Here is a 12,281-nt window from a genome sequence, read left to right as displayed (position 1 = left end):
GGGTATAATGCGTTTTTAACTTATAATTGAAAATGCTAGATTATTTAAAAGCAATTTTTGAAGCCGAATATAACCATCTTAATTTATGGTATTTCGTTAGTTTCATCTGCGGAATTATAGTTTATTTTTCTTTAAATTTTGATTTTTCATTTTCAACTATTGGGATTATTTTACTTGTACTTTTAATATTATCTACTAGCAAAAGATATAGCATCATCATCAAGTTTATTTATGGTATTATTATTGCATTTGCAATTGGTTTATTAGTCGCAAAATACCGCACGGCAAGTGTGCATGGTCAAACCATTCATAAGCCTATAATTACTCTAGTTGGCGGCAAAATAGAATCTATCAAACCAACCATCATCGGAGGACAAGTAGTATTAAGCGAAATAAAAATCGAGAAAATTAATCGTGATTTACAAAAGGTAAAAATTAGTATACCGAAAAAATATTTACAGGAAATTCGTGTAAATGACTATATAACTTTACTTGCTAAGCTTTATAAACCTCAAAATAGTATATTACCTGGTGGCTATGATTTCGGGTTTTATGCATATCTTGCTGATATAGGAGCAAATGGCTATGCGATGTCAGAACCTAAAATTTTAGCACGCAATGAAACTACTATTGATAGCTTTATTTATAAAATACGTATTTTCATTTATAATAATTTAATAAATAAGCTTGGTAGTGATAAAGGAAATTTTGCAGCTGCGATATTACTTGGTGAGACGAAAGGCTTAAACAGGCAAATCATGCAAGATATGCGACAAAGCGGTATATCACACGTATTATGCGTTTCAGGGCTACATTTGTCGCTAGTGGTAATGATTATTTTCATTACTACAAGGTTTTTGCTGAATATATCAAATTATTTGGCATATAATTACAATATAAAATTGGTTTCTGCTTACTGTGCATTAATCGGCAGCTTTGGATATTTAGAGCTAAGCGGGATGCAAATCGCAGCAACCAGAGCTTTTATTACGGCAGCGATTTTTATTTATGGGATTATTATAGGAAGAGCTGGTTTTCCTATTCGTTCTCTTGCTATTGCTGCATTTATAATATTATCGCTAAATCCCGAATATATTTTTCATCCGAGTTTTCAGCTATCTTTTATTGCAGTATTATCACTTGTGGCAGGTTATGAGTTTTATCTTAAAAATTCGTGGTTACTTGGAAAGAAAAAAGGCATTTTTGGAGCAATAAAATTTTATACCATATCAAATATTTACTCTAGTTTTTTAGCAAGCATCATTACTGCCCCCGTAGTAATAAATCAGTTTTTTATATTCTCTACTTACTCAGTACCGACAAATCTTATTGCCGTGCCTATAATGTCTTTTTTTCTGATGCCTCTTGCTCTATTGTCCTTGCCTTTTACTATGATTGGGTTTGATAGTTATATTTTGAAGATTATAGGGTTTTTTATTGAAATAATAATTAAATCAGCCCACTATTTTAATAATTTACCTGGCTCAGTTTGGTATTTCGGCTATATCACAAATTTTAGTATTTTACTCTTTTTATTTGGATTTTTCTGGATTTGTATATGGAAAACTACATGGCGACTATTTGGACTAGTAATTATGGTAATATCCTTTATATTTATGCTTTATTCGCCAAAACCTGAATTAATATTTGATGCAAGTAATATGGCAATTGGTATTAAGAATAAGCAAGGTAAGCTTGAAATTTATGCCGATAAGATGGCAAAATTTAATAGGATTTATTGGGCTAATTGGTTTGGACAAGAAGATAGTATATTATTGCCGCTACAAGATAATCTTTTCATAACTAATTATGGGCAAAGAATTATCTTTAATAAAAATAACTATTGCAACGAAGCCGAAATTCATATCAATCTTAATCATAGAGCAAAATGCACGGGAAATCTGATGACTATTAATAGAGATTTTTTAAGCAAAAGTCCGGTTATACTTATATTTTGCAATTCTAAAAAATGTAGAATAAAATCTAGTCATGCAAACTATTAATAAAACATTAAACATTCCTTCAAAAGGATATGAAAAAATCTTGAATCTTCTTAATAAAAAAGGAGAAGCAAGATTAATTGGCGGCTCAGTTCGTGATGCTTTACTTGATAAAGAGAGCTATGATATTGATATAGCAACGAACTTACTACCAAATGAAGTAACAAGCATTTTATCCCAAGCTAAGATAAAAACTATCCCAACCGGCTTAAAATTTGGCACAATTACAGCTATTTTAGAAAAGGAACAGTTCCAAATCACCACTCTTCGGAAAGATATTGAATGTAACGGCAGACACGCTAAAGTAGTATTCACAAATGATTTTGCTGAAGATGCAGAAAGAAGAGACTTCACTATTAATGCTTTAAGCTATTGCCCTTTTAAAGGTAAAATATATGATTATTTCAATGGATTTGAAGATTTAAAGCAGCAAAAAGTAGTATTTATAAGAGCTGCTCACCAAAGAATTAAAGAAGATTATTTACGTATTTTACGATTCTTTCGTTTTTCTAGCTATTATGCAAATAGGCTTGATCCAGAAGGATTTAAAGCATGCGATGAACTAAAAAGCGGCTTAATGAGTTTATCACGAGAACGCATAAAAAGTGAATTTGATAGAATTATAGTTTCTAGTAATAGCCCTGAAGTTTTAAAAGCCATGTTTGAAATAAGGATTTTGGCATTGATATTTTCCATCCAAAATTATGAAATAAAAATTGCAGAGCAAGCCAAAAGCTTTAATCTAGAATTAAGTACTAGATATGCATTATTATTATATTATCAAAAAGATTTAAACCTAAAAAATTTTCTAGATTGGAAATTCTCAAAACATGAAACTATCCAGATATTATCTATATTAGATTTTATTCATAAAAATATAATCACTGAATTTGATATAAAAAAAATCTGGCTGGAGCATAAAAACTATAAAGAATATTTATTAGCAGCAAGTATATTAGGGAAAATAGATTATTCACAAATAACAAAATTTATAAATATATATGATTCATTAGAACGACCTAAATTCCCAATAAATGGTCATGATTTACTAAATATAAATATAGAACAAAAAGACATAGGCGAAAAACTAAATTACTTAAAAAAGATTTGGATAGATCAAGATTTTAAGTTAAGTAAGTCGGAGTTATTGGATATGATAACGTCATTCCCGCGTAGGCGGGAATCCAGTCATTAATTAGGAATCAAAACTATGAAATATAAAAATTTCTTTTTTCTGGATTCCCGCCTACGCGGGAATGACATCAGATCCATTCCACAACGCTGGACAAGCCGCGGGATGACAATAATCCTTCTCTCTTTCATATTCTTCAGCTTTACTAGCTACGCTAAACCTAAAATAGTAACGAGCATTACTCCAATTGCAAGTATAGCTGCAATGCTTGTTAAAGATAAAGCGGAGATAGAGAGTTTAGCCATAAGTAACGGCTGCCCGCATCATTATAATTTAAAACCAAGTGATCTAGCGAAAGTCAAAAACGCCAATATCGCTATTTATATAGATAAAGAATTTGATGGGTTTGCTGAGAAGTTAATTAATAATCATGCTAACACCATTATAAAAATCAGCGATATTAAAGATTTAAACATCATAAAAGGTAATTGGCATATTTGGCTTGATCTTGATAACGTAAAAGTTTTACTACAGGAATTTACTAAAATATTTAGTGAAAAATTTCCTGAATTACAACAAGATATTAATAATAATCTTGAGCTAGCAATGAAAGAATTACAAGATTTGCAAGAAGCTAAAAATAACGAGTTTGCTAATATAAAGGATGTGATTTTATTAAGCGACAGTAGCGAGTATTTTTTTGTTGATACAAATATCCGTACGACAAAATTATATAGCGACAGTCAAAAAAGCTTAAGATATTTCAGTAAATTAGACTCTTTAATTAAAGAGTCTAATAATAAATGTCTTGTTTTAAGTACTGAGCAAAATCCAAACTTATATAACAAATTAAATGTTAAAACAGTAATACTAAATAGTGAAAACTGGGATATCAAAAATATTGATTCCGAAAGCTACCGGAACCAATATCTACAGATGATTAACCAAGTTAGAGGGTGTTTGTAAATATTAAATGCGTAATATCTAAAAACAGAAAAACTAAATTTCTTGAATTTTTAATTAATTAGTGCTAAATTGAAACTGCTGAATTCAATTAGGCAATATTTAAAATGTATCAACGTTTTATACAAGGAGTTTTAGAAAAATTTTCTAAATTTTACCCAGTTTTAGGTATTACTGGACCAAGACAATCAGGGAAAACTACTCTTGCAAAAATATTATTTCCTCTGATAAAATATTAAAATAATCGTTATTACAAAAATTAATATAATCCTAATAAATATAGTACCAAATTCCTAAGATTGCCGCGTCAATGCTACGCATCTAACAAACTATATCATTTCAAATACTGCTTTAGATACCTACCGGTATGGCTTTCAGAGCAAGCAGCAATATCGGCAGGGGTGCCATGTACCACTATCTTACCACCTTTATCACCACCCTCAGGACCAACATCAATAATATAATCAGCTGTTTTTATAACATCTAGATTATGCTCGATAACTAAAACAGTATTACCCATATCAACAAGTTTATGCAGTACTTTTAACAATTTATTGATATCGTCAATATGCAGCCCTGTAGTCGGCTCATCTAGTATGTAAAGAGTTTTACCGGTTGAACGCCTTGATAGCTCTTTAGCAAGTTTAACACGCTGTGCCTCCCCTCCTGAAAGAGTAGTTGCCGATTGACCGATTTTAATGTAACCAAGCCCCACTTCATTTAAGGTAATAAGTTTTTCATAGATTAATGGGATTTTTTCAAAGAATTGCATCGCATCTTCTACCGTCATCATTAATATATCAGCAATAGATTTACCTTTATATTTTATCTCTAAAGTTTCTCTATTATATCTATGACCGTTACAAATGTCGCATTTTACATATACATCAGGCAAGAAGTGCATCTCTATCTTAATTAGCCCATCACCTTGACATGCCTCACATCTACCACCCTTAACGTTAAATGAAAACCTACCAACCTTATAACCTCTGGCTTTTGACTCAGGCAGTTCTACAAACCAGTCTCTAATATGAGTAAACGCACCGGTATAAGTTGCAGGGTTAGAACGCGGAGTTCTGCCGATTGGCGACTGATTAATATCGATAATTTTGTCTATATATTCAAGCCCTTTTAATTTTTGATATTTTCCTGGAAATACTTTTGCTGTAGGCTCTAGGTGCTTTAAAGCAGCCTTATATAGAGTATGGATCATCAAACTTGATTTTCCGCTTCCTGATACCCCTGTTATAGCAGTAAATGTACCAAGCGGAATTTTTATATCGACATTATCCAAATTATTAGAAACAGCTCCAATAAGCTCTATTGCTCTATTATCATGTCCTGTTCGTGTTTGTGTTGGCACTTTAATTGTTTGACGACCGCTTAAATATCTTCCTGTAATACTTTCTTCAAAATTCTTTATTTCTTCGGCATTACCCTCAGCAATAACCCGACCACCATGAATACCAGCACCAGGTCCTATATCGATAATATGATCAGCCTCATACATTGTTTCTTCGTCATGCTCAACCACTAAAACAGTATTACCAAGATCTCTTAGCCTTTTTAGCGTTTCAATTAATCTAGTATTATCACGTTGATGCAAGCCAATAGATGGCTCGTCAAGTACGTATAAAACACCGCTTAAGCCCGATCCTATTTGCGAAGCAAGACGAATACGCTGACTTTCACCTCCTGATAAAGTACCAGACTCTCTTGACAATGTTAGGTAATCAAGCCCGACATTCATCAAAAATTTTAGTCTTTCATTAATTTCTTTAAGGATACGTTCAGCGATAAATAATTGTTTTTTATTTAATTTTTGTTCTAGGTGAGCAAACCATTGTTGCAGTGTTGCAATACTCATATCTGCTACTTCACCTATATGAATATTTACTATTTTAACACATAAAGCTTCATCTTTTAGCCTATAGCCATTACAAGCCGTACATTTATGTTCTGACTTAAATTTAGCTAACTCTTCCTTGATTAAAACCGATTCTATAGTGCGATCTTTTTCTTGCAAACTCGGTATTATTCCAGCGAATGGCTGATGAATTACTTGTGTTTTAGAACCATCATGAAACTCAAATCTTATCGCTTCTTCTCCAGAACCTTCAAATAAAATTGTTTTAATATTATCAGATAAAGCTGAAAAAGGTGAGTCTATAGAAAATCTATAATGCTCAGCAAGTGCTTTTAATGTCTCTAGGATAAATTTTGAGGACGTACTGCCCCACGGCACTATTGCACCATCTTTAATAGATATTCTGTGATCTGGTACGATTAAATCACGATCGAAGAAAAACTCTTTACCAATTCCCTCACATTTAGGACATGCACCAAAAGGACTATTAAAGGAAAATATTCTTGGTTCAATTTCTGTAAGCTGAAATCCTGACACTGGACAAGAATATTTTTCAGAAAAAGTTATACGCTGATTTTTTTCGTATTCAGTATTAGCTACAGTTGGTAATTCTACGATTTCTAGGTAGGTAATACCATCAGCAAGATTTAATGAACTCTCTAAACTATCAGCTAGCCTATTGCCTAAATTCTCATCTAAAACTATCCTATCAACAATTACTTCAATATTATGTTTTTTATTTTTATCAAGCTTCGGCAAATCATCTATTTCACAAGTTTCCCCATTAACAATTAACTTCTGGAATCCTTGCTTTTTCAGATTCATAATCTCACGTTTGAATTCCCCTTTATGCCCTCTAACAATCGGAGCTAGTAAATATATCTTCGTTCCCGTAGGTAATTCGTTTATTATATCTACCATTTCAGAAACAGTTTGACTATGTATAGGCAGACCCGTTGCCGGAGAATAAGGAATCCCAACCCTTGCATATAATAACCTGAGATAATCGTAAATCTCGGTTATAGTTCCAACTGTAGAACGTGGATTCTTAGAAGTAGTTTTCTGATCAATCGCAATAGCTGGCGATAATCCAGAAATAGACTCGACATTCGGTTTATTTTGCAAATGCAAAAATTGTCTTGCATATGAAGATAAGCTCTCAACATATCTTCTTTGACCCTCTGCATAAATCGTATCAAACGCTAAGGAAGATTTACCCGAACCGCTAAGACCAGTTATAACGACAAATTTATTCCTTGGAATATCAACATTTATATTCTTTAGATTGTGCTCTTTAGCACCACGTACCTTGATATATTCTTGGTTCATATCACTCTTACTGAAAAATTTTAGGATATTTTAAAAAACCTGTAGTATTATAGGCTCTTTTATTTTATTATTGCAATAATAATATTTTTAAAATAGGTAATCTATGGCAGGTAGCTTAAATAAAGTGACATTAATAGGCAATTTAGGACGTGATCCTGAAATTAGAACTACGGGGGAAGGAAAGGAAATAGCGAATCTTTCTTTAGCCACCAACGACATTTGGAAAGACCGTGTTACCGGTGAAAAAAAAGAAAAGACCGAATGGCATAGAGTAGTGATATTTAACGAAGGGTTAGTATCTGTTGTAAAAAATTACGTTAAAAAAGGTAGTAAATTATATATTGAAGGCTCGTTACAAACTCGTAAATGGAATGATAGTTCAGGTGTGGAAAAATATACTACAGAAATCGTATTGCAAAATTTTAATTCACAATTAATATTGTTGGATAGCAAAAATTCTACTAGTTCTAGTCTTCAAGATTCAGGTCATAGTGAATATAAGCATTCCAAGCCTTCTTTTGATCATAGCGACTTAGATGACGAAATACCGTTCTAATTATCGTAACGTCATTGCGAGGAGTGGCAAAGCCTACGGTGTCATCCCGTGGCTTGGGAACTAGATCCAGTAAAAATACTAATAATATTAGTATTTTTTGTTATTTTTTCTGGATTTCCACGCTCCTTTTATTCGCTCGCAATGACGAGGAAAATAACCATTAAATACATTATGAAAAATTTTATTTGGATAATATTTTTAGTTTCTGTTCTACTTTCCGGTTGTTCTACTACCCATGATGTGGCAAGTAGAGTGAAACATTTGCAAGACATAGCTAAACAAAATAATTTTCAGCAACAACTTGTAAAAGGTGGTGATTTTACTCTTACAACTTATCAGCGTGTTACTGATCGTAATCAGCCTTTTGTATTTTACATTGAAGGGGATGGACATCTTGCAGATGGAGGCGTTAATTCTGACAACCCTACCTCTGTTAATCCAATGTTGTTAAGACTTGCTACAATCGATAAGCGACCAAATATTGTTTATATAGCAAGACCTTGTCAATATACTCCTTTAGAGATGAACGCAAAATGTGTTAATGATTATTGGTTAGATAAAAGAATGAACTATGAAGTAGTAAATTCAATTAATGATGTTATAAATACTATTAATAACGGGCAGAAATTCAGCTTAGTCGGCTTTTCAGGTGGCGGCGGGCTTACAATATTAATCGCTAGCCAAAATAGTAATGTGAAAGATATTATAACGATTGCCGGTAATTTAGATACTGAGAAATTTGACAAGCATCATAATTATCGTGGTTATCTAACTAAATCATTAAATCCAATAAATTACGCAAAGCAAATTAGCCACATTCCTCAATTGCATCTCTCCGGAGCAGATGACAAAAGAGTTCCAACTTTTATTACAGAACTTTATATAAAAGCTAGCTCATCTAACTGTGTTAAGTATAAGGTCTTCCCTAACATTACCCATACAAAAGGCTGGGATACAGTTTGGAATAATATATTAAATATTCCACTAAACTGTAATTAATACAATTTTGTGAGATTGCCCACGTGGCTTAATTGTACCTCTGTCACCCCGTGATTTATTCACGGGGTCCAGTTAAAAATATCAATATTATTGATATTTTTAGTTATTTTACTGGATCCCGTGGACAAGCCACGGGATGACACCGAGGACGACTTTCGACCCACGCAACAATGCATACGCAGGAATGACATCGGAGCTATGCAGCAACCTAGGTATAACCGACTAGATGACACCGATGGTGCTTTTCGGTCCACGCAGTCAATGCCATAACACCACTATTTTTGCTTATAGACAGTCACCCGCATCTGGTGTATTGCCTTAAAGCCTAAATAAACTGCGATACGTTCTAGTATAATTTCTTGGTAAAAAGATATTTCTAAAGCTGTTGCATGATCTTCTGCTTGTATAAATAGCGTATTAATCTTTTGCTTTTTATTAGTATCAGCAATTATTTTTAAAGGTAATACCTTATCGCTAAATTTAAATCCGACTATTTTATTCCAATTAAACATAATTTCAGGAAGCAAAGGATGCTGCCTTGCAAATATATGCCTAACTATTTTATGAATATCATCTTTAATTAGCTTCATCTTAATAGACTTTGGACAGTTAAAGTAATTACTCCTAAAGCAAGCATTACAGATATTATAGGTGAGTATAACGATAGTACTGATAACATCATCAAAAATACATTACAAATCGCTATAATCGATACTACCCGTTTATGGGATTTGCCTTTTTTGACAGCTTTTTGGAAAAAATGCTTTAAATGAGGCTGCCAAATTTTTTCTTTATTTACTAATCTAATTAATATAGTCAGTACCGCATCAGTTAAGTAATACAAGCTAGCGATAAAACAAGCTATAAATAGGTTAATATTTGTAGTAGCAAGCATTAACAAACAAAGACCCAGTAAAAAACCAAGGCTAATGCTACCCACATCTCCTAAGAATATTTTTGCTGGCTGCCAATTAAATATTAAAAATCCAATAGAACAACCAAGTATAACAATATTCATACTAAATATAAAATATGGATTAGCAAGTACCTGAAATTGTAGTAAACATAATATAAGTATAGTACTTGATAGATGAATAGACTCTATACAACTCATGCCATCTATACCATCCATAAAATTATATATATTAATGAAGCCGCTTAAAGCTACAATTAGTATAATGAAAATAAGATATATTGGGATAGGAATATTAACAGCAAAATCTAGAGGAATTAAAAGAGAAATAGCAAAAGCAGAACAAATTAAATGAGTTATCAAACGGATAAGTACCCGCACAGGTTTTAAATCATCTAAAAAAGAGACTGTCGCAATTACAAATAATGGCGGTAATATTTTTGCCGAGTTAGTAAGCAAACCGCTTGTTATATATTCAAAACTACTTAAAGCAATCATTACAACAATTACGATAGCAAGACCACCACCACGTGGGGTAATCTTATTATGAGAACGACGCTGACTAGGTATATCAACTAAACCAATTGTCTTAAAATATTTGGTCAATATATATGTTAATATAGTAGTTGCTATAAAAGAAAAAATAAATAATACAATATAGCTATTTATATTCATAGTAACATGTTAGATTTAAAGCTAAAATATTTATTATTACTGATAATTACATGATCATGCACTACAATATTTATTGTTTTACACATATCTACTATTATATTTGTCATATCAATATCGGCTTTTGAAGGATCAGGGCTACCACTTGGATGATTATGAACAAGTATAATATTACTCGCCTCATTAAACAACGCTCTTTTAATTATCTCTCGTGGGTATACAGCAGCCTGATCAATAGTTCCTTGGCTTAAAACTTCATCAGCAATCAAAATATTTTTTTTGTTCAAAAATAATACCCGAAATTGTTCAAGCCGCATATTACCCATATTAACTTTTAAATAATCAATCAAAGAACCCTATGAAGCAATAATATTTTTATTTATTATCTTTTGTTTTAATGCTCTATTTATTAATTCACGTACTATAGCAAAATTGATATATAAATTCTCATTAGTACCACTAATACTAAGCAATCTTTCTTTATCAATATTGATTAAATCAGTAATACTATTAAAACTTTCCAGTAATTTTTTTGCTAGAGGCTTTACATCTTTACGAGGAATAGAAGAAAATAACATCAGCTCTAAGAGTTCATAATCGGAAAAATTTGCCGCTCCTGAAGTCACAAATCGCTCTTTTACGATGACCTATATAATGAGGGGTTGCCTCTTCTTTTATAGCTATATCGGGAACTATCTCAGGTTCGCTGTCAAAGAATTCCATTAGCTTATAGTTTAACATATGGAGGATGATCTAATTTTTTAGGGGATAATGTAAATATTTCAAAGCCGTCTTTAGTAACGCCTATAGTATGCTCAAATTGTGCTGATAAAGACTTGTCACGTGTGGTAACTGTCCAACCATCAAGGCTACTTAATATAGTATCATATCCGCCGGCATTTACCATTGGTTCAACAGTAAAAAACATACCTTCTTCTAGAACAAGCCCTGTTCCGCTGCGACCATAATTTAATATTGATGGCTCATCATGAAACACGCGACCGATCCCATGACCAGTATAATCACGCACCACAGAATAATTATGCTTCTCAGCATAGCTTTGAATAGCATGACCTATATCACCGAGCCTTGCTCCTGGCTTTACTACCTCAATCCCTTTCATCATTGCGTCATAAGTTACTTGAATAAGGCGTTTCGGCTTTATTGCTACATTGCCAACATAATACATACGGCTAGTGTCACCATACCAACCATCTAAAATTACTGTAACATCAATATTTATGATATCACCATTCCGTAATGGCTTATCGTTTGGAATGCCGTGACAAACTACGTGATTTATCGAGGTGCAAATAGATTTTGGAAAACCTTTATAATTTAAAGGTGCAGGAATGGCATTATTCGAAATAATAAAATTATGACAAAGATCGTTTAAACTATTTGTAGTAACGCCCGGCTTTACATGCGGTTCTATAAAATCAAGTGTTTCAGCAGCTAACCTGCCAGCTGCACGCATTTTCTCAAAATCTTTCTCGGAATGAATTTTTATGGTCATGTTATACTATGTGTTCTCTATAGAACTATATTATAACATAGTTTTTTAAAAGGTGTAAATTCTATTTACCTTATATTCTCTAGGTGGGCTTTTAAGAATTCAGGAGCAAAATCTGCTCCGTTAGACCAAGCAATAGTCTGCAATTCTTCGTCAAGGGTTACTCTAGCAAATAAATTTTTGTCCTTAAGAGGTTCAAATACTGAACCAACCAAATGCTTATATAAGTTTATATTTCCTCTAGTACCATCATCAAAAGACAATTGTAAATAATAATCATCAATATATTTTACAGATATTACATGTAACATTTTTTTACTTCAATGGATATCATCGT

At 32.4% G+C, this 12,281-nt stretch carries 12 protein-coding genes and 2 pseudogenes; 7 read left to right on the top strand and 7 right to left on the bottom strand.

What is annotated here, in order from left to right:
* Window positions 1-32 precede the first annotated feature (32 nt).
* The 5 genes and pseudogenes from AAHF54_RS00815 to AAHF54_RS00795 form a co-directional block, all read left to right on the top strand.
* Window positions 33-539, top strand: a pseudogene (locus AAHF54_RS00815) (hypothetical protein); the annotation flags it as partial.
* Between the two features lie 228 nt (window positions 540-767).
* On the top strand, window positions 768-2,003 hold the full coding sequence (locus tag AAHF54_RS00810) for a ComEC/Rec2 family competence protein (protein ID WP_342170248.1): 1,236 nt from the start codon (window positions 768-770) through the stop codon (window positions 2,001-2,003).
* Window positions 1,990-3,195 (top strand): CCA tRNA nucleotidyltransferase, encoded by a 1,206-nt coding sequence (locus tag AAHF54_RS00805; RefSeq protein ID WP_341788736.1) that lies wholly within the window; start codon window positions 1,990-1,992, stop codon window positions 3,193-3,195. Before AAHF54_RS00810 ends, AAHF54_RS00805 begins: the two co-directional genes overlap by 14 nt.
* Before the next feature lie 102 nt (window positions 3,196-3,297).
* Entirely contained in the window at window positions 3,298-4,098 is an 801-nt protein-coding gene (locus AAHF54_RS00800; RefSeq protein ID WP_341789256.1) for a metal ABC transporter substrate-binding protein, read from the top strand.
* A 104-nt stretch (window positions 4,099-4,202) separates the two neighbouring features.
* Window positions 4,203-4,334, top strand: a complete 132-nt coding sequence (locus tag AAHF54_RS00795) for a hypothetical protein (RefSeq protein WP_341788735.1) — start codon at window positions 4,203-4,205, stop codon at window positions 4,332-4,334.
* A gap of 95 nt (window positions 4,335-4,429) precedes the next feature.
* Here the strand turns inward: AAHF54_RS00795 and uvrA are convergent, their stop codons facing one another.
* Window positions 4,430-7,291, bottom strand: a complete 2,862-nt coding sequence (gene uvrA, locus AAHF54_RS00790) for an excinuclease ABC subunit UvrA (protein WP_341788734.1) — start codon at window positions 7,289-7,291, stop codon at window positions 4,430-4,432.
* 103 nt (window positions 7,292-7,394) lie between these two features.
* On the opposite strand from uvrA, the gene ssb reads away from it, so the two are divergent.
* Both ssb and AAHF54_RS00780 read left to right on the top strand, forming a co-directional pair.
* Window positions 7,395-7,847, top strand: coding sequence for a single-stranded DNA-binding protein (gene ssb, locus AAHF54_RS00785; protein WP_341788733.1), 453 nt, complete (start codon window positions 7,395-7,397; stop codon window positions 7,845-7,847).
* A gap of 171 nt (window positions 7,848-8,018) precedes the next feature.
* The gene (locus AAHF54_RS00780; RefSeq protein ID WP_342170050.1) at window positions 8,019-8,846 is read left to right on the top strand and encodes an alpha/beta hydrolase; all 828 of its coding nucleotides are present in this window, start codon (window positions 8,019-8,021) and stop codon (window positions 8,844-8,846) included.
* Between the two features lie 275 nt (window positions 8,847-9,121).
* On the opposite strand, the gene AAHF54_RS00775 is transcribed toward AAHF54_RS00780, so the two are convergent.
* From AAHF54_RS00775 to AAHF54_RS00750, 6 genes and pseudogenes are all read right to left on the bottom strand, one after another.
* On the bottom strand, window positions 9,122-9,436 hold the full coding sequence (locus AAHF54_RS00775; protein WP_016948096.1) for a DUF721 domain-containing protein: 315 nt from the start codon (window positions 9,434-9,436) through the stop codon (window positions 9,122-9,124).
* A complete protein-coding gene (locus tag AAHF54_RS00770) occupies window positions 9,433-10,434 on the bottom strand; it encodes a glycosyltransferase family 4 protein (protein WP_341788731.1) in 1,002 nt (333 codons plus the stop codon). Before AAHF54_RS00770 ends, AAHF54_RS00775 begins: the two co-directional genes overlap by 4 nt.
* A complete protein-coding gene (locus tag AAHF54_RS00765) occupies window positions 10,431-10,781 on the bottom strand; it encodes a RadC family protein (RefSeq protein WP_341788730.1) in 351 nt (116 codons plus the stop codon). The genes AAHF54_RS00770 and AAHF54_RS00765 overlap by 4 nt, the downstream gene beginning before the upstream one ends.
* Window positions 10,782-10,787: 6 nt before the next feature.
* Window positions 10,788-11,172: pseudogene (locus tag AAHF54_RS00760) on the bottom strand (UPF0758 domain-containing protein).
* Window positions 11,159-11,947 (bottom strand): type I methionyl aminopeptidase, encoded by a 789-nt coding sequence (map, locus tag AAHF54_RS00755; protein ID WP_341788729.1) that lies wholly within the window; start codon window positions 11,945-11,947, stop codon window positions 11,159-11,161. Before map ends, AAHF54_RS00760 begins: the two are co-directional and overlap by 14 nt.
* Before the next feature lie 65 nt (window positions 11,948-12,012).
* Window positions 12,013-12,255 carry a DUF2442 domain-containing protein gene (locus AAHF54_RS00750; protein ID WP_341788728.1) on the bottom strand — a complete coding sequence of 81 codons (243 nt, stop codon included), beginning with the start codon at window positions 12,253-12,255 and terminating at the stop codon, window positions 12,013-12,015.
* Window positions 12,256-12,281: the final 26 nt, after the last annotated feature.

This window comes from Rickettsia endosymbiont of Seladonia tumulorum (assembly GCF_964030815.1).
In the GTDB taxonomy this organism is placed as follows: Bacteria; Pseudomonadota; Alphaproteobacteria; order Rickettsiales; family Rickettsiaceae; genus Rickettsia.
The sequence above is the reverse complement of the archived record's forward strand: the minus strand, read 5'-3'. Positions and strand labels throughout refer to the sequence as shown.